This window comes from Natronorubrum texcoconense, from assembly GCF_900100335.1.
GTDB classification, from domain to species: domain Archaea; phylum Halobacteriota; class Halobacteria; order Halobacteriales; family Natrialbaceae; genus Natronorubrum; species Natronorubrum texcoconense.
This window is the reverse complement of sequence record NZ_FNFE01000004.1, coordinates 173,875-198,335: the sequence shown is the minus strand read 5'-3', so window position 1 is coordinate 198,335 and position 24,461 is coordinate 173,875. Positions and strand designations below refer to the sequence as shown.

General features: G+C 64.9%; 26 protein-coding genes, 1 tRNA gene and 1 pseudogene. 13 read left to right on the top strand and 15 right to left on the bottom strand.

The features are described from left to right. Nucleotides 1-128 precede the first annotated feature (128 nt). The 3 genes from argH to BLT08_RS13725 all read right to left on the bottom strand — a co-directional run bounded on the left by argH (nt 129) and on the right by BLT08_RS13725 (nt 4,397). The gene (gene argH, locus BLT08_RS13735; RefSeq protein ID WP_090308376.1) at nt 129-1,631 is read right to left on the bottom strand and encodes an argininosuccinate lyase; all 1,503 of its coding nucleotides are present in this window, start codon (nt 1,629-1,631) and stop codon (nt 129-131) included. 2 nt (nt 1,632-1,633) lie between these two features. Next, nucleotides 1,634-2,875 carry an argininosuccinate synthase gene (locus BLT08_RS13730; RefSeq protein WP_090308373.1) on the bottom strand — a complete coding sequence of 414 codons (1,242 nt, stop codon included), beginning with the start codon at nt 2,873-2,875 and terminating at the stop codon, nt 1,634-1,636. A gap of 412 nt (nt 2,876-3,287) precedes the next feature. Next, nucleotides 3,288-4,397, bottom strand: a complete 1,110-nt coding sequence (locus tag BLT08_RS13725; protein WP_090308370.1) for a helix-turn-helix transcriptional regulator — start codon at nt 4,395-4,397, stop codon at nt 3,288-3,290. 86 nt (nt 4,398-4,483) lie between these two features. Here BLT08_RS13725 and BLT08_RS13720 point away from each other — a divergent pair, with 86 nt between their 5' ends. The 3 genes from BLT08_RS13720 (at nt 4,484) to BLT08_RS13710 (ending at nt 5,656) form a co-directional block, all read left to right on the top strand. After that, entirely contained in the window at nt 4,484-4,669 is a 186-nt protein-coding gene (locus BLT08_RS13720) for a DUF7554 family protein (protein WP_090308367.1), read from the top strand. 44 nt (nt 4,670-4,713) lie between these two features. Then, nucleotides 4,714-5,214, top strand: a complete 501-nt coding sequence (locus BLT08_RS13715; RefSeq protein ID WP_090308364.1) for a 2'-5' RNA ligase family protein — start codon at nt 4,714-4,716, stop codon at nt 5,212-5,214. Nucleotides 5,215-5,308: 94 nt separating this feature from the next. Next, entirely contained in the window at nt 5,309-5,656 is a 348-nt protein-coding gene (locus BLT08_RS13710) for a hypothetical protein (protein WP_090308361.1), read from the top strand. A 28-nt stretch (nt 5,657-5,684) separates the two neighbouring features. Here BLT08_RS13710 and BLT08_RS13705 read toward each other — a convergent pair whose 3' ends face one another. Continuing rightward, on the bottom strand, nt 5,685-7,856 hold the full coding sequence (locus BLT08_RS13705) for an ATP-dependent DNA helicase (RefSeq protein WP_175529316.1): 2,172 nt from the start codon (nt 7,854-7,856) through the stop codon (nt 5,685-5,687). A gap of 173 nt (nt 7,857-8,029) precedes the next feature. Here BLT08_RS13705 and BLT08_RS13700 point away from each other — a divergent pair, with 173 nt between their 5' ends. The 3 genes from BLT08_RS13700 to BLT08_RS23635 all read left to right on the top strand — a co-directional run bounded on the left by BLT08_RS13700 (nt 8,030) and on the right by BLT08_RS23635 (nt 9,668). Continuing rightward, entirely contained in the window at nt 8,030-8,443 is a 414-nt protein-coding gene (locus BLT08_RS13700; RefSeq protein WP_090308356.1) for a hypothetical protein, read from the top strand. A 77-nt stretch (nt 8,444-8,520) separates the two neighbouring features. After that, nucleotides 8,521-9,102, top strand: coding sequence for a metallophosphoesterase (locus tag BLT08_RS13695; protein WP_090308354.1), 582 nt, complete (start codon nt 8,521-8,523; stop codon nt 9,100-9,102). Between the two features lie 437 nt (nt 9,103-9,539). Then, on the top strand, nt 9,540-9,668 hold the full coding sequence (locus BLT08_RS23635) for a DUF7859 family protein (RefSeq protein ID WP_006092488.1): 129 nt from the start codon (nt 9,540-9,542) through the stop codon (nt 9,666-9,668). An 8-nt stretch (nt 9,669-9,676) separates the two neighbouring features. On the opposite strand, the gene BLT08_RS13690 is transcribed toward BLT08_RS23635, so the two are convergent. Then, nucleotides 9,677-10,699: a threonine aldolase family protein gene (locus BLT08_RS13690; RefSeq protein ID WP_090308350.1), complete on the bottom strand. Its 1,023-nt coding sequence runs from the start codon at nt 10,697-10,699 to the stop codon at nt 9,677-9,679. 112 nt (nt 10,700-10,811) lie between these two features. Between BLT08_RS13690 and BLT08_RS13685 the strand changes: the two genes are divergently transcribed. The 3 genes from BLT08_RS13685 to BLT08_RS13675 all read left to right on the top strand — a co-directional run bounded on the left by BLT08_RS13685 (nt 10,812) and on the right by BLT08_RS13675 (nt 12,944). After that, nucleotides 10,812-11,021: a hypothetical protein gene (locus tag BLT08_RS13685; RefSeq protein ID WP_090308347.1), complete on the top strand. Its 210-nt coding sequence runs from the start codon at nt 10,812-10,814 to the stop codon at nt 11,019-11,021. A gap of 56 nt (nt 11,022-11,077) precedes the next feature. After that, nucleotides 11,078-12,169 (top strand): aminopeptidase, encoded by a 1,092-nt coding sequence (locus BLT08_RS13680; RefSeq protein ID WP_090308342.1) that lies wholly within the window; start codon nt 11,078-11,080, stop codon nt 12,167-12,169. A 358-nt stretch (nt 12,170-12,527) separates the two neighbouring features. Further along, entirely contained in the window at nt 12,528-12,944 is a 417-nt protein-coding gene (locus tag BLT08_RS13675) for a universal stress protein (protein WP_090308339.1), read from the top strand. Between the two features lie 28 nt (nt 12,945-12,972). Here BLT08_RS13675 and BLT08_RS13670 read toward each other — a convergent pair whose 3' ends face one another. From BLT08_RS13670 to BLT08_RS13655, 4 genes are all read right to left on the bottom strand, one after another. After that, the gene (locus tag BLT08_RS13670) at nt 12,973-13,497 is read right to left on the bottom strand and encodes a cupredoxin domain-containing protein (RefSeq protein WP_090308335.1); all 525 of its coding nucleotides are present in this window, start codon (nt 13,495-13,497) and stop codon (nt 12,973-12,975) included. Between the two features lie 96 nt (nt 13,498-13,593). After that, nucleotides 13,594-14,259, bottom strand: a complete 666-nt coding sequence (locus BLT08_RS13665) for an alpha/beta hydrolase (protein ID WP_090308331.1) — start codon at nt 14,257-14,259, stop codon at nt 13,594-13,596. Then, nucleotides 14,259-14,879, bottom strand: coding sequence for a VOC family protein (locus tag BLT08_RS13660; RefSeq protein ID WP_090308326.1), 621 nt, complete (start codon nt 14,877-14,879; stop codon nt 14,259-14,261). The genes BLT08_RS13665 and BLT08_RS13660 overlap by 1 nt, the downstream gene beginning before the upstream one ends. 23 nt (nt 14,880-14,902) lie before the next feature. Then, nucleotides 14,903-15,523, bottom strand: a complete 621-nt coding sequence (locus BLT08_RS13655; RefSeq protein ID WP_090308322.1) for an FAD-dependent oxidoreductase — start codon at nt 15,521-15,523, stop codon at nt 14,903-14,905. Nucleotides 15,524-15,891: 368 nt separating this feature from the next. Here BLT08_RS13655 and BLT08_RS13650 point away from each other — a divergent pair, with 368 nt between their 5' ends. Next, complete coding sequence (locus BLT08_RS13650; RefSeq protein WP_090308318.1) at nt 15,892-16,965, top strand: glutamate-cysteine ligase family protein; 1,074 nt, start codon at nt 15,892-15,894, stop codon at nt 16,963-16,965. Nucleotides 16,966-17,233: 268 nt separating this feature from the next. Here BLT08_RS13650 and BLT08_RS13645 read toward each other — a convergent pair whose 3' ends face one another. From BLT08_RS13645 to BLT08_RS13625, 5 genes and pseudogenes are all read right to left on the bottom strand, one after another. Next, complete coding sequence (locus BLT08_RS13645; RefSeq protein ID WP_090308314.1) at nt 17,234-17,527, bottom strand: GYD domain-containing protein; 294 nt, start codon at nt 17,525-17,527, stop codon at nt 17,234-17,236. A gap of 188 nt (nt 17,528-17,715) precedes the next feature. Continuing rightward, a pseudogene (locus BLT08_RS13640) lies at nt 17,716-18,944 on the bottom strand (C45 family autoproteolytic acyltransferase/hydolase). 828 nt (nt 18,945-19,772) lie between these two features. Further along, nucleotides 19,773-19,847 (bottom strand) — tRNA-Arg (locus BLT08_RS13635). 131 nt (nt 19,848-19,978) lie between these two features. Beyond that, nucleotides 19,979-20,356, bottom strand: coding sequence for a YccF domain-containing protein (locus tag BLT08_RS13630; RefSeq protein WP_090309171.1), 378 nt, complete (start codon nt 20,354-20,356; stop codon nt 19,979-19,981). 207 nt (nt 20,357-20,563) lie between these two features. Next, nucleotides 20,564-20,929 (bottom strand): hypothetical protein, encoded by a 366-nt coding sequence (locus BLT08_RS13625; protein WP_090308311.1) that lies wholly within the window; start codon nt 20,927-20,929, stop codon nt 20,564-20,566. 366 nt (nt 20,930-21,295) lie between these two features. Here BLT08_RS13625 and BLT08_RS13620 point away from each other — a divergent pair, with 366 nt between their 5' ends. The 3 genes from BLT08_RS13620 (at nt 21,296) to BLT08_RS13610 (ending at nt 23,366) form a co-directional block, all read left to right on the top strand. Continuing rightward, nucleotides 21,296-21,892: an AAA family ATPase gene (locus BLT08_RS13620; RefSeq protein WP_090308308.1), complete on the top strand. Its 597-nt coding sequence runs from the start codon at nt 21,296-21,298 to the stop codon at nt 21,890-21,892. Beyond that, entirely contained in the window at nt 21,889-22,302 is a 414-nt protein-coding gene (locus tag BLT08_RS13615; protein WP_090308305.1) for an RNA-binding domain-containing protein, read from the top strand. Before BLT08_RS13620 ends, BLT08_RS13615 begins: the two co-directional genes overlap by 4 nt. Before the next feature lie 110 nt (nt 22,303-22,412). Further along, the gene (locus BLT08_RS13610; RefSeq protein ID WP_090308300.1) at nt 22,413-23,366 is read left to right on the top strand and encodes a CBS domain-containing protein; all 954 of its coding nucleotides are present in this window, start codon (nt 22,413-22,415) and stop codon (nt 23,364-23,366) included. A gap of 36 nt (nt 23,367-23,402) precedes the next feature. Here BLT08_RS13610 and BLT08_RS13605 read toward each other — a convergent pair whose 3' ends face one another. After that, nucleotides 23,403-24,374: a hypothetical protein gene (locus BLT08_RS13605; protein ID WP_090308296.1), complete on the bottom strand. Its 972-nt coding sequence runs from the start codon at nt 24,372-24,374 to the stop codon at nt 23,403-23,405. Nucleotides 24,375-24,461 lie beyond the last annotated feature (87 nt).

Genomic DNA, 24,461 nt, shown 5'->3' with positions numbered 1-24,461 from the left:
CACTACACAGACTGTCCGCTAAGCAGATGAAAAGGCGAATTCGCGGCAAATTTTGTCTGACATATCATGTAGACGGTGTGTTGTCCCCTCGCGGGGACGGTCGCGGTGCCGGCCGCGGGTATTCTGCCTCAGACATAGCCGTTCACCTCCTCGCGGAGCGCCTCGTGAGCCGCCTCGAGCGAATCGCTCGTCTCCGCGAGCGTCTCCTCGTCGGTCGACAGCGCCTCGCGGGCCGCCTCGAGTTGGTCCGCAACCGCCTCGGGAGCGGGTCCACCCTGCGAGTCGCGACTCGCGACGCTTTCGACGGGATCGAGCGCGGCCTCGACGGCCGCGGGGTCGACGAACGACTCGAGCGGCTCTCCCAGTACTTCCCGGGCAGCCGACTCGATCGCGTCGTAGTCGCCCCCGTTTGCTGCGGCGATCGCGACCATCTCGTGGGCCGTCCGGAACGGCAACCCGTTCGCTGCGAGCAGGTCGGCGACGCCGGTCGCCGTCGAGAAGCCCGCGCCGGCTTCGGCGGCCAGCACCTCCTCGTTCCAGTTGGCTGTCGCGACGGCCCCCGCCGCAACCTCGCTCGCATCCGTCACGGCGTCGACGGTCTCCCAGGCGTGGGTCGTCGCCCGCTGGAGATCGCGATTGTACGCGCGCGGCAGTCCCTTGAGCGTCGTCGTCAGTCCCTGGACCGACCCTGCGGCGTCGCCCGCGACCGCGCGGACGAGTTCCAGTGTGTCCGGGTTCTTCTTCTGAGGCATGATCGACGACGTCGAGGAGTAGTCGTCCGCGAGGTCGACGAAGCCGCGGTTCGCGAAGACGATCAGATCCTCCGCAAGTCCCGACAGCGTCGTCGCGTGCGTCGACAGCGCCTGCGTCGTCTCGAGCAGGAAATCCCGGCTCGAGGAGGCGTCCATCGAGTTCTCGACTATCCCCTCGAATCCCAGCAACTCGGCCGTGCGCTCGCGGTCGATATCGAACGTCGTCCCGGCGAACGCGGCGCCACCGAGCGGCGACTGGTTGATTCGGGCGTAGGCCTCGAGCAGGCGTTCCGTATCGCGGCGAACGGCTCCCTCGTAGGAGCACGCCCAGTGGGCGACCGTAATCGGCTGGGCGGGCTGGAGATGGGTGTAGCCGGGCATGATCGTCTCCGCGTTCGCCTCGGCGACACCCACCAGCGCCTCGCGCAGCGCGAGCGTCGTCTCGATCGCGTCGAGAACGTCCTCGCGCAGGCGGTAGCGGATGCAGGCTGCGACCTCGTCGTTGCGCGAGCGCGCGGTGTGCATCTTGCCGCCCTCCTCGCCGATGCGTTGGATAACGGCCGTCTCGATGGCCTCGTGGACGTCCTCGCCGTCGGGAAGCGAGCCGTGGCCGTCGACCTCGATGGCGTCGAGGGCCGTCAGAATCTCGCCCGCGACGTCGTCCTCGACGATCCCCTGCTCGGCGAGCATCAGGACGTGTGCGCGGTCGACCTCGAGGTCGGCCTCGAAGATCCGCCGATCGGCCTCGAGCGAGGAGAGGAAGCTCCGGGCGGGGCCGCCGCTGAACCGGTCCCGCCGGACGACGCCCTCGCCGCTCCCGTCGGTTGCGACTGCGGACTCGAGTTCGGACAGGTCGTCGTGAGCGCTCTCCTCGGTCATGGTTACTCGTCCTCGTCGGTTCCGCTGCCGTCGGTCGCGAGTTCGACTCCCTCGTCTGCAGCGTCTTCGGCGTCCGTCACCGAGTTCGCGAGACGGCGCTGGAAGCCGTGGTACTTCGCGACGCCCGTGGCGTCCTCCTGGTCGATCTTGCCGACCGTCTCGGTGTCGAAGGAGGCGTGCTCGGCGGAGTAGGCGGCGTACTCGCTGTCGCGGCCCACGGCGCGGGCCTGGCCACCCTCGAAGCGAATCGTGACCGTGCCGGTGACGCGCTGTTGAGTCTCGTCGATGAAGGCCTCGAGCGCCTTCACGAGCGGCGCGTCGATCAGGCCCTCGTAGCCCTTCTTCGACCAGCGCTGGTCGATCAGCTGCTTGAACTCGCGTTCTTCCTGCGTGAGGACGAGGCCCTCGAGGGCTTCGTGTGCGTTGAGCAGCGTCGTCGCGGCCGGGTGCTCGTAGTTTTCGCGGACCTTCAGGCCGAGCATGCGGTCTTCCATCGAGTCGGTGCGGCCGACGCCGTACGCGCCCGCCACGCCGTTCAAGTGCTCGATGAGCTCGATCGGGTCGTACTCGACGCCGTCGACGGCGACGGGGTAGCCCTTCTCGAAGGAGATTTCGATCTCCTGGGTCTCGCCGGTGGGGGCCTGCGTCCAGTTGTAGATCTCCTCCCCGGGGACGTAGCTGGGGTCCTCGAGTTCGGAACCTTCGACGGAGCGACTCCAGAGGTTGGTGTCGACCGACCACTTGCCGCCGTCGCCACCTTCGACTGGCAGGTCCTTCTCCGCGGCGTACTCGTTCTCCCACTCGCGCGTGAGCCCGAGTTCGCGCACCGGGGCGATAACCTCAAGGTCGGAGTCGCGCCAGACGGCTTCGAAACGGAGCTGGTCGTTCCCCTTGCCCGTACAGCCGTGGGCGATGCCGGTACAGCCCTGTTCCTTCGCAACCTCGAGAATCGCGTTCGCGATCACGGGGCGGGCGAGTGCGGTGCCGAGCGGGTAGCCCTGATACGTCGCGTTCGCGCGAACGCTGTCGAGACAGAGCTGTGCAAATTCCTCCTTCGCGTCGACGACGTAGTGTTCGAGACCGAGCGCTTCTGCGGTTTCTTCAGCTTCCTCGAATTCGGAAGCCGGCTGACCGACGTCGACCGTGACGCCGATGACGTCGTCGTATCCGTATTCTTCCTCGAGCAGCGGGACACAGACGGTCGTGTCCAACCCACCCGAGAACGCGAGTGCAACGCGTGTCATATCGTACTCGAGGAAAACGGCAGGAGCGACTTAAGCACATTGGTTTAATGCGCGTAAATTAACGATAGAGCGTCTGCTAACCGAGAATTCTAGGTTTGCTAGAGTGGTGAACGATGGAACAAGCGGGGGTCGAAGGGTGAAGTAGTAGTCGGGCTCAGAGGCCCGGCCGCCGCCGTCGCGGTCGTCGCGGCGAGACGGTCCCGTCGGTACCGAACGCGGCGAGCGTGGTACCGACGGTGAGACTCATTGGTGGCTCCTAGAGCGCCACCGGTATTAAATCCTGCTGAATAGCAAGTATTGCGGCTTTCTGACCGGTAGCGAGGGATGCGAACGATAACACATCACGAGAGTTCAATCGGTAGCAATAAGTCGAAACGACCGACGATGGCGATCGCGAACGCGGCGATAGCACCTACTCCTCGTCCTCGTCGGGAAGCGACAGCACGTTCTCCCGGCCGATTCGGAACACCTCGATCTCGTCGTCCTCCCGCAGGCTCCCGACGACCTGGCTCGTCTTGGCCTCCGTCCAGTCCAGTTCCGCGACGACCTCCTGCTGTTTGATTCGGCCGCCACGCTCCTCGAGCAGCCGCAGGACGCGTTCCTCGTTGCTGAGGAGTTCGGGCGGGGGCCCCGCCGCGGCGCCGGACGCGGGCGCCCCGTTCGACGGCGGCGGCGCGGTGACGTCACCACTGGGAGCCGGTTTGCCGTCCCGGCCGTGTCTGAGCCACCAGCCGATCACCGCCCCGGTAGCGAGCAGCCCGAGTGCAGCCAGTACGGCGAGCCACGTCGTCGGCAGTCCATCGTCGGGTTCGGTCACCTCCGCGCCCGAATCACCGTTCTCGATGAAGACGACCCGCGGCTGATCGTCGTTGAACTCGGTCCCGGCGCCGTCCCAGTAGACCGCGTTCGGTTCGGTGTTGTCAGCCGTCGGTTCGTGATCGTGGACGGCGTAGCCCTCGGGGCCGGTAATCTGTAGCGTCGTGCCGTCGACGAGCGTAAAGCCCGAGAGCGCGTCACCTGCCGTGATCTCGTTCATCACGACGCTGGCGAACGACGACCACTCGAACGTAAATTGGACGTGACCGATGTGGCGCGGCGCGGTGCTTTCGTCGATCGAAATGCTGGCGTTCGAGAGATTCATCTCCCGTTCCGTCGCGTTCTCTCCGTCGGCGCGGATCTCGTCCCAGTCGTCCATCTCCGCCGCGGCGAACGCCTCGCGGTCCGCTTCGATCTCGTCCGTTAACTCGTCCCACTCCGCTTCGGTGTTGTTCTCGTTCCCGAGGAAATACCGATAGTCAACCTCGAACGTCGCCGATCCGTTCTCGGTGAGGGAGACGGCGATGTGCACCTCGTCCGCCTCGTCGAGTTCCTCGCGCTCGGCCGGCTCCTCGTCCTCCTGAACCGTCGCGCCTGTGGCTCCAGCGTCGGCGACCGCGCCGACCGACGCAACCGGCAGCAACGCGACCGCACACCCGACGACCACGAGCACCCAGAGCAGGGCCCAAAGCCCCTTCGAATCCATTACCATGAACTGTCGTAGCCGTCCAAATAGGTCTTTCCGACGACGACAGCGATGTATTTTTGAAACGTTCGTCCGTAGCAGACTGTATGCACGGAACTCGTGGCAAACTCGAGGTCGAAACCCTCCTGAAAATCGTCCTCGCACTGGTCGCCGTCCTGCTGGTCATCAACATTCTGAGTACGATCATCAGCGGGCTCCTCGGGCTTCTCCAGCCGCTGCTTATGATCGCCATCCTGCTCGTGATCGGTCTCTGGCTGCTCGACCGCATCTAGCGAAACGCCACACTGATAGGTTGCACACCCCTACGAGCGCCGTAGTGTACAGCGTCAACGTCCCGGTCCCCGGACGCGTTCGAACGATCGCCAACGAGCTCTACCCGGAACTCGTCGGTTTCGACAGCGTCCGCGAAGACCACTCCTGTCTGCTCAAACGCCTCGGCGACGCCGATCACGTCGCCCAGTTACAGCACCGCGCCCACCGCGCGCTCGAGGGGAGCCCCGCTGTCGAAGCCCAGATAACGGGTATCGACTACTTCGAAGATCCGCCGCTCGGTTCCGCTCCCGTCGTCTACCTCGCCGTCGAGAGCCCCGGCCTCGAGTCGATCCACGCGACCCTCACCGAGACCTTCGACACCGTCGAGGGGCTCGAGGGAGCCGACTACGTCCCCCACGTCACGCTGGCCCGCGGCGGCGACCTCGAGACCGCGAAACGCCTCGCCGACCGGGAGATCGAACCGATCACGTGGACCGTCAGCGAACTCGAATTCTGGGACGGTACGTACAAGTTGCCGGTGAGCCGCGTCTCGTTGCCGGCTTGATCGAACTCGCCAGCAGCCCGACGCGGACTCATCGCCGGAATCGAACCGTGAGTCGTCCGGGAGCTATTACTCGACAGTTTGAGTACCTCGAGCCATGTACCGACGGGCAGTTCTCGCGGGTTCGACGGCGGCGTTACTGGCTGGCTGTAGCGAAGTGACCGGTCTAATGGACGACGGCTACGTCGACGACACGCTTCAGGACGAGGAACCGGCGGAGTTCGGCGCCGACGCCGGCGACGAACTCGCCGTCTCGGTCACCGTCCAGGAGATCAACGAGGGGAACGCGGTCAGCGTACAGGTCGCCGAGGTCGGCGAGGGCCCCCTCGACGCGCGATCGATCGAAGAGAGCGACAGCTACGACGTGACGATCGAATCCGACGGCGCTCACGTCGTCACCGTGACGAACGGCGTCGCCGAGGTGACGGTCGAACCGGTCGAGTGAGACGGGTGCGTAGTTCTCGAGGCAGGAGCTACGGCGCGGGCGTCTCGCCGTCGTAGGCGTCGAAATCGCCGTAGAAGTTGAGCATCGCGAACTTGAGTTTCTCGGGCGCGATGTCGATCAGTTCCTCGCGCTCCTCGTGCGGGAACGTGCTGTTGACGCTGTATCTGCCGAGATCTGATTTGGCCGACCGCGAGTAGCGTCGGTCGAGCAGCGCGCGGACGCCGACGTCCTCCGGCGACCGGATGACTCGACCCAACGCCTGTCTCGTTTTGCGAACCGTCGGAATCTCGACGGCGTAGCGCCAGCCCGTCTCGGTTCCCTCGAAGGCCGCGTCGTAGGCCTCCTGAACCGCTTCGGCCCGGTCATCTAGATGGGGGTAGGGAACGCCGACGACGAGGACCGTGTGGGCGTCGTCGCCGTCGAAGCTGACCCCCTCAGCGAGGGTGCCCCACAGCGACGTACACAGCACCGCGCCGTCGTCCGCGACGAACTGCTGGCGTAGCTCCTCGACGGACGTCCCCGGTTCGTCGAGGTAGACCGTCTTCTCGGAGCGCTCGTCGACTCGCTCCGCGTACCGACTCGCCTCGCCGTAGTTGGGGAAGAACGCGAGCGTGTTTCCGGGGGTCATCCGGACGGTATCGTGAATCGTCTCGGCGACCTCCTCCTGGACGGCGGGGTCGTCCCGGTCCGACGAGAACAGCGCCGGCGTCTCGACGGCGTACGTCCGCCGCCGCTCCTCGGGGAACTGCAACCCGTAGGCCATCGTCACCGGGTCCTCGAGCCCCAACACGCTCTCGGTGACGTCGAACGGCTGGAGCGTCGCGCTCATCAGGACGGTCGCGTACACCTCGTCGAACAGCCGGCCGGTCACCTGTCGCGGCAGACAGGAGTACAGTTCCGCGCGGCCGTACACCTCGTCGGTGCCGGCGTCGCGGGTGACGGCGACGACGGGGTAGAGCCCCTCCTTCGACCCCTCGTTCATCCACGCGCTGACGAACGCGGCGGCCTGTAAGGTCTGACACTCCGTCCGGGTGGCCGTCTCGCCCTCGCGGTAGGCCTCCTCGTACTGCTCGTCTAACTCCTGGCCGAGTTTCATCGCGGCCTCGAGGTCGTCTTGGATCCCCCGGCCGGAGTAGCGCTGGAGGAACTCGAGCGTGAGGTCGTCCTTCCGGTTCTCGTTCGCGATGGAGACGTCCGTCCAGTTCTCGTCGATCGCCTCCCGGTCGCCGAAGCCGAAGGAGTCCTCGTAGGTCTCGACGAGCGCGCGGTGGAACGCCGAGAGGGCGTTCGCGGCGTCCTCCGAGCGCGGATCGTCGGCGTCGGCCAGTTCGTCGAGCGCCGAGTCGAAGGTACGCTCGGAACACGTTCGCGTGGCGTGCTCGCGGGCGGCGTCCTCGACGTTGTGGGCCTCGTCGAAGACGGCGATGACGTCCTCGGGCTCTCGGCCCAGCCAGCGGAAGAACTGTTCCCGTATCGTGGAATCGAGCAGGTGGTGGTAGTTACAGACGACCAGATCGACGCCCTCGATCCCCTCCTTGAGCAGTTCGTAGCCGCAGAACTCCTGGGACTCCGCGTGCTCGTAGATCTCGTCGGGGGTGCGGACGTCCTCGAAGAGCCACGCGAAGAAGTCGTCCGTATCCTCGGTCAGGTTGTTCCGGTAGTAGTCACAGACGTTCTGCTCTTCGAGATCCTCGAGTCGCTCTTCGATGTTCTCGAGTTCGTCCATGACGGCGCTGCGAGCGTCCGCCGCGCCGCCGTCGCCCTCCTGGCTCTCGGACAAGAGCTCGCGCTGGCGACGCTCGAGTTGTCGCTTGTCGCGTTCGGTGTCGACGACCGCGCGGGTGTTGTCCCGCAGGGCCTGACACTCCTCGTAGCCGACGTCGATGTGACACATCGACGACTTTCCCTTGAAGACGACCGCACGAATGTCCTCTTCGCGGGTGATCGCCCGGGCCTCGGCGACGAACTGGCGCATCTGCTGGTGGACGTTGGTCGTGATGACGACCGTCTTGTCGTGCTCGCGGGCCACCTCCAGGGCGGGGACGAGCGAGGAGAGCGTCTTGCCGGTCCCGCAGGCGCCCTCGAAGAGCACGTCCTGGCCTCGCTGCAGCGAGTTGTGGATGCGGTCCATCGCCTCGCGCTGATTCTCGTACGGCTGTTCGTACGGGAAAAAGCGCATGTACCCGGCTGTTTCGGACACGGTGAATGATTGGTTCCCGCTGCGATAAAAGCGTTCGTCTCGGCTCGACGCACGCATATAAACGCGATCGGCGGCAATCGGTGATTGGTGGCCGGCCGTCCGGCAAATCGCGTAACCGCCGGCCGGCGAACGCACGCTACAGGGCCATATGTCTCTGGGCCGTCGCTACGGGTATGGCCATTCCCGGGTACGATTCCAGCAACGTCGCAGAGTTCACGCTCGAGCACGCGGGCGCCCGCGTCGCCGTCGTCGCGGGCGTCGTCCCAGACGAGTTCGGTCTCGAGAAGAGCGGCCGCGAGCCGCCGGTGGACGCGCTCGCGGACCCCGTCGAACTCGTCGGTCTCGAGGAACTGAAGGCCGTCGAGGCAGTCCGAATTGCGCTCGTCTACGACCCCTCGAAGCTGCCACCGGGTGCGAGTCCGACCGACGTCGCCGTCGCCGTCGACGGCGAGGACGGCTGGGACCCCCTCGAGTCGACCGTCGATCTCGAGGAGACGACGGTAACCGCGACCCTGAACGACCGCCCGCCGGGGTCGACGGTCGTGGCGGGCTACGACGACAGCGACGACGGTGGCGAGGTGCAGTAGCGTGTCGAAAGAAAGCCCAGTTCGATCGGCAACTCTCGTGACGAAACAAACGTCACCCCGTAGCCCGTAACACCGGTATGATCGCGATTTTCTCGGATACGCACAGCGCCAGTGGACACGAACTCGAGGGCGCGGCCCTGCGAGCGGCCCGCGAGGCCGACGTCGTGATCCACGCCGGCGATTTCACGAGCGAGGCCGCACTCGAGTCGTTCCAGGAGGAGTGTGCGGTGTTCTTTCCAGTCCACGGCAACGCCGACAGCGCGGCCGTCCGCGAGCGGTTACCGACGGCTCGCGTCGTCGAAGAGGCGGGTGTCCGGTTCGCCGTAACCCATCGACGGGACGGCGGAGAGACGGGACTGGCGATGTTCGGTCGCTCCCGAGACGCCGACGTCGTCGTCTCGGGTCACAGCCACCGACCGACGGTCGTCGAAACTGAGGACGTCCTCCTGTTGAATCCCGGCAGCCACGCCGATCCGCGCGGAAATCGCCCGGGGTTCGCCGTGCTCAGGCCGCGAACGGACGCCGACGCGGCCGAAAGACAGGGTGAAGAGGCGAACGGCGAACGGCGGACGCTCGAGGGTGAAATCCGCGAACCCGACGGGACGGTAGTGACGTCGTTCGAGCTGACGGTGCCGAGAACAGACACGCTGCAGGAATAACCTGCGGGAGCGGTATCGGTGTACGGAAACCGTTGCGTCAGGGGAACCAGGCGTCAGCGGGGTGTCGCGGTACCGAGAACACGCTCGGTGTGCGAGTGAAGCGGGAACACTCGGGCCGGCCGTCCCGGCCCGAAAATCGCCCGTTCGGTCCGAACTGGCGGTCGGAAGTCGACGGAGGCTGGTGTGAGGGTGATCGAACGGACGGGTGGTCTCGATCACGAGGGTGGAGGGCCGGCGACCGAGACGCATCGATAGCTACGCGCGCCGAGCGCATATACCCAGCGTAAGGTGAAAATACGGTTTTAGTTACTGTACGACTGGCTTACGGGGCCGTCGTACGACCAGCCGTCCACCGTTCTGCGATCGTATCGTGGCACGCTGCGGATACGTGAACGAGGTCGAAACGGTTTTGCACCCCGACACGGTAACGCTCTCGTATGCTGGGCTTCCTCCCCGACGATCCCGTTATCATCGTGATCGTGTTGATCCTCCTGTCGCTCGTTTTCTTCTCGTACCTGCTCCTCCGCAAGACCATCCTCGAGTTCCGCGAAGGCATGGGTCGCTGATCGGGAGGTTAGCTCGCGTCGAACGCGTTCCTAGCGGCCTCGAGCGCCGTCTCGATATCGTCGCCTGAAACGTCCCGGTGGGTACAGAACCGGATCGTCGTCGGCCCGAACGGCGTCGCCAGTACGTCTCGTTCCGCGAGTTCCTCGAGCACCGTCTCCGTCTCGAGACCCGTCCCCGCGACGTCCACGAGAACGATGTTCGTCTCCGGCTCTTGGACGTCGAATCCCGAAATCTCGGCCAGTCCGTCGGCCAGTAGCCGAGCGTGTTCGTGGTCGGTCTCGAGGTCGGAGACGTTCTCGAGCGCCTGCAGGCCGGGCGCAGCGATGATCCCGGCCTGGCGCATTCCGCCGCCGAGCAGTTTGCGGGTGCGACGGGCCCGCTCGACGAACTCCTCGCTACCCGCCAGCATCGAGCCGACGGGTGCACCGAGCCCCTTCGAGAGACAGAACATGACCGAGTCGACCGGATCGACGAGTTCGGCTGCGGGGACGGAAAGCGCCGTCGCGGCGTTGAACAGTCGCGCCCCGTCGAGATGCACCGGAACGTCGCGCTCGCGGGCCGCGTCGGCCGCGGCCGCGATCCGCTCGGGCGCGATGGCGAGTCCGCCGCGGGCGTTGTGCGTGTTCTCGAGACAAACGAGGCCGGTACCGGGCCGGTGGAGGTCCTCCGCGACGTACTCGTCTGCGATCTGGTCGGGCGACGGAACCCCGCGATCGGTCTCGAGCATCCGGACCTGCAGTTCGGCGTGCTGGGCGAACCCGCCGAGTTCGTACTTCACGACGTGGCTCTTGCGGTCCGCGAGCACCTCCTGTCCGCGGTCGGTGTGGACCCGCGCCGCGATCTGGTTGCCCATCGTTCCCGAGGGAACGTACAGAGCGGCCTCCATCCCTACCGCCTCCGCGGCGCGGGCCTCGAGTTCGTTCACCGTCGGGTCCTCGCCGTAGACGTCGTCGCCAACGTCGGCGTTGTGGGCCGCCTCGCGCATCACATTGTCCGGTTTCGTCACCGTATCCGAGCGCAGATCGATCATGACTCGAGGTGTGCAGTGCGGGCAGAAATAGTCGACGGCATATCGGCTCCGCCACGGTGGCGAACACATCGAAACCCCAAGGTTTTCTACGGTCTCGAGCGGCACCCATCGTATGGGCGAACCAACCGGTCCCAGCACCCACCTCGTTTCGGCGCTCCGACTCGCGGCGTTCGGGCTGCTCGCGCTCGGCTTCTCCGGCTGGGTGCTCGACGACAGCGGCGAGGTGAGCCTCGAGTCGCCCTTTACGCTCGCGTTCGGCGCCGGCGTCGCCTGCGCGTTGGCGTCGATCTACCTCGGGATCTTTCTGGCGAACCGAGACTGAGTTTCGTACCATTTCGATTCGAAAACGGTATCCCGGCGTCGGGAGACGTCTGGCACATGGACCCGCGTATCCGCGAACACGCCGAAATCATTGCGAATCACTCGGTCGATCTGCAGGACGGAGACAACGTCGTCGTCGATGCCCACCCCGTCGCCGAGGACCTGGTCGTCGCCCTCCACGAAGTGATCGGCGACGCCGGCGCGAACCCGATGACAGTGAGTCAGCGAACGGGTGCCCGCCAGCGGCGCGCCTTTTTGCGGGCCGGTGACGACGAGTACGAAACCCCCGAGCACGAACTCGCGCTCATCCAGAATACGGACGTCTACATCGCGATTCGGGCGGACGACAACGTCACCCAGACCGCGGATGTCGATCCCGAGACCAGCGCGGCTTACCAGCAGGCCCACCGACCAATTCTCGAGGAACGGCTCTCGACGCGCTGGTGTCTCACGCAGTACCCCGCGCCGGCGAACGCCCAGCTCGCGGAGATGTCGACGGAGGGCTACGAGGGCTTCGTTTGGGACGCCGTCAACAAGGACTGGGACGAGCAGCGCGAGCACCAGGCGAACATGGTCGAGCTCATGGATCCCGCCTCGGAGATCCGCATCAAGAGCGGCGAGACGACCGACGTGACGATGTCGATCGAGGGCAATCCGACGCTCAACGACTACGGCGAGCACAACCTCCCCGGCGGCGAGGTCTTCACCGCCCCCCAGCCCGACAGCGTCGAGGGCGAGGTGCTGTTCGACATGCCGCTCTACCATCAGGGCCGGGAGATCACGGACGTCTACCTCGAGTTCGAGGGCGGCGAAGTGATCGACCACTCGGCGGCGAAGAACGAAGAGGTCCTGACCGAGGTTCTGAACACCGACGACGGCGCTCGCCGACTGGGCGAACTCGGTATCGGGATGAACCGCGACATCGACCGGTTTACCTACAACATGCTCTTCGACGAGAAGATGGGCGATACGGTCCACATGGCCGTCGGCCGGGCCTACGACGACACCGTCGGCGAAGGCAACGAGGCCAACGACTCCGCGGTCCACGTGGACATGATCGTCGACATGAGCGAGGATTCGTTCATCGAAGTCGACGGCGAGCGCGTTCAGGAGGACGGGACGTTCGTCTTTGAGGAGAGCGACGGCTGAGCGGAGTTAAAACGCCGCGAATCCGACCGGGGAACGGCGCGAGCCGTGAGGAGTACCGACCGCGACAAACGGAGTGAGTCGCGGACTTTTTCATCGAAGTTTTTGCGTGAGTGGTAGCGAACGAAGTGAGCTACCCGAGCGGAAAAAGTTCGGAATGACTCGGTCATCGAGGTCGACGGGGAAGTGGTGCAGCGCGACGGGACGTTTACGTTTGAAGACGGGTTCGAAGACTAAGCGAACCGTCCGATCCGTATTTTTGCGTTCGCAGCGTCGCTCGAGGGTGCATCTCCCGAGCGAGTTCCAGCCGACCGAAACGCTTCGGCCGGATTTATGGCTCCGGCACCCGTACCGACGAACCATGACAATCCTCGTCGCGTACGACGGTTCGGCACCGGCACAGAAGGCAGTGAAACGCGCGTTCGACGAGTACGCAGACGAGGAGATCGTCCTGTTGCGCGTCGTCGACGTCGCGGACGGCTACACGGAGGCGAGCATCAAAGCCGTTCACGAACTGCTCACCGACCGTCGGGAGACGGCCGCCGAGAAACTCCGCGCGGACCTCCCGGAGATCGTCGACACCGCCGACGTCGACTTCCGAACGGAGACCGCCACTGGGGATCCCGCACGCGAGATCGTCACATTCGCGGAGGAACACGACGTCGACCACATCATCGTCGGGAGCCACGGGCGAGAGGGCGTTTCGCGGGTGCTGCTCGGCAGCGTGGCCGAACGAGTCGTCCGCCGAGCACCCGTTTCCGTGACCGTCGTCCGGTAATCGGTGCTACCTGAGTTCGTGAGTGCGTTTACGAGGTGGCGTCCGCATCCTCGAGCACCACGACATCACCGACCTGACCCTCCGGTTGGTACTCACAGCGATACGTCGCCATCTCGGGGGTCGCCTCGAACGCGAGCGTCTCGCGCTCGCCGACGATCTCGTTGCCGTCGGTCGAGTAGCCGTTGACGACCTCGCGGTCGTCGTCCCAGAACGCGATGTTGTGGTGGACGCCGTCCATGTTCTCCCAGGTGAGTTCGTACTCTCGGCCCGCCTCGAGCACGAGCTTCGGGTTCTCGACGCGGTCGACGGCGGCCGGTTCGACGCCGACCCAGCCGCCGACGTGACCGTCGAATCGGATCTCCTCGACGTCCCGCCACGCGTCCGGATCGGTGTCGCCCTCGACGAACTCCGCTTCGTCGACGACGGGGTCGGGTTCGTCGTCCCCGTTATCGTCGCTCGAGTCCGTCCCCAGACAGCCGGCGATGGAGACCGTCGTAAGGGTCCCAGCTACTCCCGAGAGGAGCGTCCGCCGGTCCGCGCTGTAGGGTGCCATTGTCGGTACTACGCGCGTAGGCAAAATAAGTCGCCGTTCGCTCGAGACGAACGGTCGTTGCGAACAGACAGTCGGTCACAGCCGAAGGCCGCGAGTTCAGTCGACCAGCGTCGCGACCATCTCGGAGACGAACTCGAGTTCGTCCTCGTTGACGCCGTGGCCCATCCCCTCGTAGAGCCGTTTCGTGACGTCGGCGTTCATCGCCGCGAGCACGTCGGCCGTCTCGTGGACCCGCTCCTCGGGAATGTGCGGGTCGACATCGCTACAGCCGAGGAAGACGGGGGTTTCCTCGAGGTCCGCGCCGTCGGTTGCGTAGTCGTCGAGCTCGACCGACTCGCCGATGAGGCCGCCGCTCAGGGCGGCGAGGCCGCCGTAGCGTCGCGGATTTCGGGCGGCGAATTCGCTTGCGAGGCAGGCCCCCTGCGAGAAGCCGACGAACATGAGGCGCTCGGTCGGGATACCGGCGTCGTTCGCCCGCTCGATCGCTTCCGAGATAGCCCGCAAGCCCGACGTTCTCCCCGGCTCGTTCCGCTCGACGGGGGCGAGAAACGAGTTCGGGTACCAGGTGTTACGCGCGGCCTGCGGCGCGAGGAGTGCGACGCCGTCTCGGTGAACCTCTTCGCCCATCTGGACGATGCTCCGGGCCGTTGCGCCGCGCCCGTGGGTGAGTACGATCGCGGCGGAAGCATCCTCGAGGGGCGTGCCGCCGGTGACGAGTGGCTGACCCTGATGCGGGCCGTCGACGTCGTACTCGGCGCCCATCAGAGACCACCGGTGCCGGCGCTGGCGTCGGGAAGGTCGTGTTCGACGACCTCGAGACCGAGCGCCTCGATCGCGCCGCGGAGGTGTTCGTCCTTGGCGTAGTCGGCGCCGTCTTCCTCGCGAAGTTCCTGCGCTTTCGCCAGGATCTCGCCGCGGCGGTCGTTGGGAATCTCGTACTTGTCGGCCGAGAGTTCGATCACCAGCCCGTTGTTGTCCGTGGTGTAGATCGAGTGGAAGATGCCGCGGTCGAAGACGTTGTAGCGGTGGCCCGCGTCCTCGAGTGCCTGCATCGTCTCCTCGTACTCGTCGGGGTCGACGCTGAAACAGAGGTGGTGGACGGCGCCGACGCCGCCACGCTGGCCCTGCCGGTTCGACGGGCGGTCGTCGCTGACGAAGAAAGTGAGGATGCGACCGTCGCCCGTGTCGAAGAACAGGTGCGTCTGGGAGGGGTCGTCGAGGTTGGGCTGGCGGAGGACGAGGGGCATCCCGAGGAGGTCGCGGTAGAACTCGACGGTGTCGGCCTCGTTGCTCCCCCAGATGGTGACGTGATCGGTGCCCGTCATGTGGACGGGGCTGTCGGGTAGCGCGGGCGTGACTGGGTTCTGGGTCTCGTTGGACATGTGGTGTAAATCCGTTCAGAGGGTTATTCAGCGAGCTGTTCGCCGAAGACGCGCGCCGCGTCGGCGGGAACGTCGAAGTCGTGGTAGTGTTCGCCCTTGACGCTCGAGAGGATGTTGAGTGCTGCGGCGGCGCCGTCGCCAACCGCGATGGCGGCCTGCCACTCCTCCGGCCGAACCATCGCACCCGTCGCGTACAGTCCCGGTACGCTCGTCTCCATCTCGACGCCGACGTCGACGACGTCCGCGTCGGTGAACTCGCAGCCGATCTCGGCCGCGAGGTCGCGGTTGGCACCCGTCGCGAGGACGACGTAGTCGGCTTCGTAGTCGCCGTCGTCGGTTTCGACCGCGAAGCCGTCGTCAGTCTCGGTGACCGCGGTCACGGGTTCGTCCTGATGGCGGTCGGCACCGAAGTCGTCGACCTGCTGGCGGGCGGTCGCCATGAACTCGCTGCCGCCGACCGAGCCGATGCCGAGGTAGTTGAACAGGTGGGCCTTGTGCATCCAGGTCTCGTCCGTGTCGAACACCGTGGTCTCGAGGCCGTTCTTCGCCGTAAACAGCGCCGCGCTCAATCCGGCGGCGCCGCCGCCGACGATGATTACCGACGCGTTAGTTCCGCTGTCGTCTTCGGTCGTTTCGTTGCTCATCTAGTTACACAATGTTACTGCACGGCTATGAACCCAGCAGAGACGTGAAAGCAACCACGTAACACTCGTGTTAGTGGAGTTGTTGAGCGACACGATCCGCACGGGACTGCGGTCGGCAGTGCGTAGGGGTAGCTTACCACACGATGCGCGGGAGAAGGACGGTCTTGAGCCGATGATCTACCCCCTGCGCACGCAGGCTCAACCCCTTCACGTAGTACTGGCCTACCGAGATAGTTACAGGAGCGAATCACTGGACGGGGACGAACTCGTGCGTCGCATTTGGGTTCGACGGTCGCCGTCCACGTGCTGGCCCGGTGACGGCTCGCTCGAGGGCCACAGCAACACCAAACCCCCCAACGGAGCCATCCATGAAAACCAGCCTCGAGGTGGAGTACTGGGTCATCGACGACGACGGCGACCTGGTCCCACCCGAATCACTGCTCGACGTTTCGAAGCAGATCGACCCCGAATTCGTCGAGCCGATGCTCGAGATCAAGACCACCCCGTGCCAGTCGATGGCCGAACTCCGCGCGGAGTTCCGCGACCTCATCAGTACCACCGTCGACGCGGCACGCGAACAGGGCAAACGGCTCGTTCCGCTGTCGACCCCGCTACACGCCGGCCCGGAGGAGGTCCCGTACCGTGACAAGCAGGGAACCGACCTCCAGCGTCGGATCGTCGGCCCGGCGTTCGAGGACGCCCGCGTCTGTGCCGGCACGCACATCCACTTCGAACAGTCGAACGTCGTCGATCAGCTGAACACGTTGACGGCGCTCGACCCCGCGTTCGCGCTCGTCAACAGTTCCTCGCACTACCGCGGCGAGCGCCTCCTCGAGTGTGCGCGCCCGTTCCTCTACCGACGCTCGTGTTACGATGCCTGCCCCGAACAGGGACAGCTTTGGCCCTACGTCGACAGCGTCGAGGAGTGGGAGACCCACCTCGAGGACGCCTACGACGGCTTCCGCGAACGCGCACTCGAACGCGGCGTCGATCCGGTCGACTTCGAGGACGAGTTCGATCCCTACGACGCGGTTTGGACGCCCGTTCGACTGCGCAAGGCGATGCCGACCGTCGAGTGGCGCTCGCCCGACACCGCGCTCCCGAGTCAGATCCTCCACCTCGCCGAAGAGGTGCGATCGATCGTCACGCACGCCGACGCCCGCGGCACCGTCGTCGGCGACGACTCGAACGCCGGTAGTGAGGTTCCCCTTCCCGAGTTCGAGACCGTCGAATCGATCACCGACGCCGCGATCTACGACGGTCTGAGTGACTCGAGCGTCCGTGCGTACCTACAGCAACTCGGGTTCACGCCATCGACGTACGATCCGCTCGCGAATCGACTCCCCGACTCGCGGCTCACGAAGCGGCAGGCGAAACGGCTGCGACTCGAGGCGGCGAGACAGCTCGAAGCCGACCTCGCGACCCAGCCCGCTCGAGCCTGAACCGGTCTTTCAGTTTACTGGGGACAGAGCCGAGACGGTCAGTGTATGCGTCCGACGTAACACGAGAAGTCGTGGCCCCTCCGATTCCTCTCTGATGTAGCGTGGTGAATACGGAAGAGATGTTCAGCACGGCCGGCAGTACGATCCAGCGGACGAATCGGTGTTAGAATCGCGGTAAACTAGCTGTCAGCCGACTACACGATCGACGTCTACGTTCGTGTTCGACTCGTCGGCGTCGACGATTGATCGTGGTCCGTCCGGGAGACACTCACGGGAGCCCGTCGATCAACTCTCGCGTCGCCTCCCGAGAGAACGCCTTCAGCGTCTCCGAGGTGACGTTACCGTGTTCAGTGACTGCGAGGATTGCCTGTGCTGCCGTTTCGTCGTCGGGAAACTCGCTGATAGTGATCGTATCGTACTGCCCCATCAGCATGTAAAAGTCCCGGAGTTCGCCACCCATCTCCTCGAACAGCTCTTCGATTTCATCGACCCGTTCTGGACTGTCTTCGATGTCTTCGACGCCCTGTTGGGTGTATTCCCACAGTGTTATGTATGAGGGCATTGCGTTGGTTTTTCCACCGTCAGACGACATAAACCCCCTATCGGCGCGCTAAAGTCGGACATCGTCAACCGCGCTTACAGGTCGGTCGAGCAACTGTTAGTGAAGTTGTTTCGGACGGCGGTGACCGTGGTGCATTTACGTGATCTATCTAGCACGCTTCGCTCGACCCGGAAAACGAGTATCGACCGTCAGTGCAATCGATCGAGCCACCGCTGGCCGGTCCGGAAGTCGGTCGGGATCTCGTCGCCGAACTCACACCGCGTTCGCTCCGTCTCGCAGGGGTTGCCCATCCCGACCTCGATCACCGGCGAGCCACCCTCGAAGATCGCCGTGCTCGCCGTCGTCAGCTGCCCGAACGCGTGCGGTTCGTCCGTCTCGGGCTCCGGATGGCGACAGATCGAGTCGTCGCCGGGTCCGTTCGCGTGATCCTGCGCGAACGCCCAGAGGTCGTCGCGATCGAGTCGGTCCACGCCCTCGAGCAACTCGAGCGACCGTTCGCGTCGGTCCGTCGAACTCTCGGTCTGCGTCGACTCGCCGTTCACGAAGTGGTTCGTCCTGGTCACGACGGGATCGTCGTCGACGACGATCCGCTCGGCCACCGGATCGACCTCGAGCAGGGCGGCGTCGGTCGCGTCCGCCAGAAACAGCGTCTGGCCACAGAGGTGACGCGTCTGGTGAGACTCGAGCAGTTCGCGGGCCTCGTCGACGGTGGCACACTCCTCGAGAATCATCCGGATGACGGTGCCGTTTCGAAGTTGGTCCTCCGGATCGACGTCGTCTCGTTTGCTATCGATGTAGGTGTTTGCCGCGACCAGCCCCCGACGTTGACGCCCTTGAACGTCGAAATCGTGCCGCAAGTGTCGACCGTCAGAAAGCCGTAGTAGTCGTCGATCGGCGGCTGCTCGATGATCGACTTCGGTCGCGTCCCGCGGCCCGCGATATCCCGGTTTTTGAGCACGAGCGGCCCGGCATCGCTGGCACCCGGATCGGCGGTCGTCTCGGCGCTACCGGTGTTGAACCCCCCGTCAGACTCGACTTTCGGCGGCGCGGCGAGCGCGTTCGTACATCCCTTCGGATTCTTTTCGGAGCACCCCGTCCCCTCGGCCAGTTCCTCGCAGAGTTCCGAATAGGCGAAGACGTAGACGTCGTAGACCTCCGGATCGACGTCGAACGTCTCGGCCATCGCCTCGTAGGCACGCAGGTGGCGTTCGGGGAGACTCTCGCGGCTCCGCCGGGCGTACTCGAGCAACGGCTCTACGTTGACCCCCTGCTCGTCGACGATCGACTCGAGTTCGTCGATTGCCCACTCGACGACCTCGTGTTCGGTCTCGGCGCGGCGGCGCGCTTGCTCGGCGAAGCTATCAGAGTTAGCGATGATATCGGTGTAGGCAGTCGCGTCGACGGCTGTATCGTCCATGGAGGGACGTTGGACTCGAGGGGGTTGTATCGTCGGCCTGAAATGGTATGCTGTGGGAATGGGGCCCATTCAGCGTCAGCATAGGTGGAGTACACACCCCTAGAGCCGATCAATCCACGCCTGCGGTGGCGCGCGCTGGCTGCGAGGCGCGACTCGCGGGAGCGCCTCGAGGGTGTGAACGGGGAGCGTAGCGACCCGTGAGCCGCGGCGAACGAATAGTGAGACGCGACCCAAAATTGCGCGAGGTCTTCGCGAATGAAATGAGCGAATGGCTCGGAAGGCGCGGAGCGTCTTCCGGTGGATGAGTGAGCGAACTCGTGAGCGAGCGTTAGCGCGTAACCTCCGGTTCCGCGAACCATGCGAGGGGGGCCGTTGGCCCGCGAGCAGAAATCGGCTGGAGAGGACGTGGAACTCATCGCCGCCAGTGAAAGTAGAGCACTCGTCTTCGGTTTCCGTCGTCTACACTTGAACGTTCACTACGTTCAGGTACTGAGCACTTGTATTGAAAGGGTGTACGCACGTCGGCAGCGGGGATGGTGATCGTCGCGTGTCGCGATGATCGGTGATTTCCCCCCTATCCCCAGCGTGATGCCGTCGACCGGCTCTGCCGACGTAGGCTACTAACGGTGTCAACGATGATTACGTTATCGGAGCGAGCAGTGTGAGCAAATCGGACGGATTCACACCCATGTTCGTTGCAGAACCACGGCGCGATGGGATTTGAACCGAAACCAGACGATCGTCTCACTACGTTCGACGCTGCGACTGGCAGGGTTCAAACCCATCGCTATTCGTGATTTCCTCCTCACGGCCGTTCGTCGAAAATCACGGGCGCGATGGGATTTGAACCCACGACCGTCGGATTAGAAGTCCGACGCTCTTTCCGGACTGAGCTACGCGCCCTCGAGTACGAATCAACGACCAACTGGCATAAGCAGTGTGGATTTCGGCTTCCCCCATCCACTGTACGTGATTTCCGGAGCGACACCGGGCCGTCTTGTGGTCGCTCCGGCAAACAGTTACAGCAGACCGTATCAGCCGTGAAATCGATACAACGAGGTGACGAACGGTAGCCGGTTGGCCAGCCAGATCGCAACCGGGAGCCCGATGATCGTCACCGCCAGAAACGCGGCGAGGTTGGCCCAAAAAAGGCTGAGCCACCAGCCGACGAAGACGAAATAGAGCGCTCGCACCACCAGCGAGTGCTGGCCGCGAGCCAACTGGGGGTTCGTAAACGACCGCGGTTCCGCCAGCGTCAGGACGGTCGGCACGAGGTTGATCACCTTGATTCCGATCGGTGCCAGCACGACGGTCACGTTCAGGAACCACGCGACGTTGACTACGATCGGCGTCGCCCACCAGCCGATGACCAGAAACCAGATCGCCCGTACGAAGAGGGATCGCTGCGTCACGGTCGTGAGTGGTGCGGACGAGGGGATAACCGCACCGATCGCCGCTTCCGGCGCAGCGACGAACTGGTTACACACGACTGCCGTCCGTCGGTGGTAGTATCTCCGCCGTCAACGTGTGAACCGACGGTTTCGCGGGTGAGGTAACTCACAATACGACATCACGCTCGAAAAAGAGTGGGCGTCAGGCCAGACCGTCGAACAGCGTGTTTACGCGTCTTCGTCACCCAGGTCGTCGTCCTCGTCGTCGTCGAGGCCGTTCTCGTCGTCCTCGTCGTCGTCGAGGCCGTTTTCGTCGTCTTCGTCGTCGTCGAGGCCGTTTTCGTCATCCTCGTCGTCGTCGAGGCCGTTCTCGTCGTCCTCATCGTCGTCGAGACCGTTCTCGTCGTCCTCATCGTCGTCGAGACCGTTCTCGTCGTCTTCGAGGCCGTTCTCGTCGTCGTCCAGCCCATCGTCCATCTCGTCGCCGTTTTCAGGGTCCTCTTCGTCGTCGTCCGCACAGCCTGCTACGGCGGCGACGATACCGACGCCGAGTGCCTGTGTGAATCGTCGTCTGTCGAGGGTTGGTGCTTTCATGGTACGCACCTGAGCCGATGTCCGATTGGCAAATAATGGGGAGAGTCCGTTGAGGAGGATGGTCTCGGATTCAAACGGATTGGCGATTTTTACCGTCTCGACAGGAAACGGTTGCAGCTATCGCCGCTGTTTCGAGCCGTACAACAGACCGGTGGACGAACGCTACGCCGAGATTAACCGGACGACGATTCGCGACGGAACCGATCACAGCGGCTCGGTGAAGCCCCCTCGAGAATTCGAGGCGACACGCCAGCGGGGCCCGGCGTTTCGGTAACTGCAACTGCGATCATCGGATAGGGTGACGCGGCGAGTCCCGCCGGCCGACGAACACAGCCCTTATGCGAGCCTCGCCTGTATCTCCCCTCGATGCACGTCATCGGAACGGTGGGGCTTCCCGGCAGCGGCAAGGGCGAGGCCGCCACCGTCGCACGCGAGAACGGAATCCCGGTCGTGACGATGGGCGACGTCGTCCGCCAGGAGACCGCCGACCGCGGGCTCGACCCGGCGAAAGATCACGGCACGGTCGCCCAGGCGCTGCGCGAGGAAAACGGACCGGCGGCGATCGCCGAGCGCTCGCTGCCGATGATCGAGGACCGCCTCGAGGATCACGACACCGTCCTCGTCGACGGCATTCGCTCCGGCACCGAGGTCGACGCCTTCGAGGAGCGCTTCGGGAGCACCTTCACGCTGGTCAGTATCGAAGCGCCGTTCGAGGTCAGAGCCGAGCGAATCGACGACCGCGGCCGCGACGTCGGTGAGGACGAGGGCGGGGAGGGACTCGCCGCCCGCGACGAGCGCGAGCGCGGCTTCGGGATGGACGACGCGATGGAGCGAGCCGACGTCGTCGTCGAGAACACGGCCACGCTCGAGGCGTTTCACGACCGAATCCAGTCGATCATCGAGCGGGGGACGACCGATTCCGAAGCCACTACGGGGAGCAACACGGAGGTCCACCAACCATGACCGATATCTACCGCGTCGACGTCGAGATCACGGCGCCGGTCTACGACACCGAAGTTACCAGCCGCGTCGCCGACGCCGTCGCGAACATCTTCCCGAACGCCGATCTCGAGGAGGAGTTCGGCGAGATCAGGGGTGAAGCGCACGCGATGGATCACTTCTCGGAACTGCTGCACCGACAGGAGATTTTAGACACCGCTCGCGGCGAGTTCTTCGCGAACCGGGAGGGCGACACCTTCAGCTTCGCGCTCAAGAAACAGGCGGCCTTCGAGGACCGCGTCAACTTCTCGGTGGGCGACCCCGCCGAACTCGGCGAGATTGCCGTCCGGGTCCGGGTCGAAGCGCCGACGCTCGAGGAGTACGTCGACCACGTCGCACCGCCGACGGAAGACGGCCGGCCGATCGAGGACTGAGCGCACCACGTTCCGGGAGCCGAACCGATTTTCCGCGCTTCGAGCGACGTCACGACACGAGTCACCGGCAGGGCCAGCAGTGAAAGGGAAGCGACACGTACGTCGACGGGATGCACGATACGATCGCCGTCTCCGAAATTATGGTTACCGACGTCGTCACCGCTCCGCCCGACGCGAGCGCGAGCCACGCTGCGACCCTGATGCGAGACGAACATGTCAGTTCAGTCGTCGTCGTTCGCGACGGCGTACCCGTGGGGATCGTCACCGAGGGCGACTTCGCGAGCCACCTCTGTGAGCGGGCCGACCTCAGCGGCGTCGACCTCGAGACCGTGATGGCGTCCCCGCTCGAGACGATCGCACCCGACATCTCCATCGTCGACGCCGTGGGCGTCCTGCGCGGGAACGGACTCGAGCACCTGCCGGTCGTCGAACGTGACGATTCGGGTGACGAAAGCGACGAATCCGGCACGCTCGTCGGCATCCTCACGACGACGGAACTGTCCTACTACGTCCCCCACCTCGCACACCGAACGGGCGGTCTCGAGCGCCATCACCCTCGACGACAGGTCCGGACCGACACCCTGTACGAACGCGACGACTGGGAGTTCGAGTACCGCGGCGAGGACGAGTCCACCGTGTCCGTCGGCGACGTCGCCCGCTTCTCGAAGGCGATTTCGGACGACGACGTCGAGGCGTTCGCCGAGATCACCGGCGACACGAACCGCGTCCACCTCGATGAGGCCTACGCCGCCGAGACCCGGTTCGGCGAGCGGATCGTCCACGGAATCCTCGCGAACGGCCTGATCAGTGCGGCACTCGCCCGCCTGCCCGGACTGACGATCTATCTCTCCCAGGAAAGTAGCTTCCTCGCCCCGCTATCGATCGGCGAACGGGTGACGGCCACCTGTGAAATCGTCGACGACCTCGGCGACGGCAAGTACCGGATCGAAACGACCGTCTCCGACGGCGACGAGACGACGGTGCTCGAGGGCGATGCCGTCGTCCTCATCGACGAGCTGCCGCCGGACGTCGCACTCGAGGGCGACGCGGCAACTGCCGACTGACGAAGGAGAGGTTGCTGGTAAGAGCGCCTCGATCGGCTACTCCGTACAGTCGTCGGCGGCCTCGAGCGATCGTTCGGCCTCCCGCTCGCGCTGATTCGCCGTGAGGAGATCACCGGACTCCGCCGCGGCCGCTGCCTCCCCGAACGCCTCGGCTGCAGCCGCCAGATGGCCGCTCTGACAGCGTGCCGTCTCGAACTGATCGTCCAGTCTGGCCGGCGAGTCTTCGGCCCCGTCGAACGTCTTCCGCGCCGTTTCGAAGGCCGACTCCGCGTCGCCGAACGCGGCCTTCGCCCGCTCGTACTCGTCGTTCTCGACGGACTCCTGCCCGTCCTCGAGCGCCGCGTGCCCGACGAGCATCGAATCGAAGCCATCGACGAGCGTCACGAGCGAACCGAGGACGCCGCCGAGCGACTCGATACCGTCCCCGAGATCCGCGGGATCGATCCGCGCCAGCTCCTCGAATCGATCGCCATCGAGCGCCTCGTAGTCGCTGACGGCCCCGCCGTGGCGCGCCTCAGCGGACTCGAGTTCGTCCATCCATCGGTCGACGGTTTCGGTAGCATCCTCGAGGTCGCCGTCATCGACGGTGCCGTCGAAGACTGCGTCGGCGTCCGACTCGAGGTTTTCGTCGGTGATCGTCTCGGTCACGACGACTAGCGCCTCGAGGATGTCCGCATACGTTTCCAGCGTCTCGATGTCGAGCGCGCGGTCGTCGTCCAGTTCGGCCGCGGCGGTCTCGAGGTGACCTCGTGCGTCGTCGATCAGCCCGGTAGGCTCGTCCGGGTCGAACTCGACGTCCTCGGAGTCGTCCACCCCGCCGTCCTCGATATCCAGCGCGAGCGCAGCTTCGTTCAGCGTTCCAGCCGCTCGGCTGAGTTCGCGTTCGCCGGTCCGGTCCTCGGCGCTGGTAGTCGACTCGCTGCGAGAGAGATCGTCGAGACAACCGGCGAGTGCAGGCAGCGCCAGCGTGCCGGCCCCAGCCCGCGTGAGATACTGTCGACGGTTCATTGATACGCAGAGATTCGTCTAGAGACCTATGAACGTAGTGGCAAACGCGTCAATCAAAACGAGCCGGGAACGATAGCGAGAAGCCGC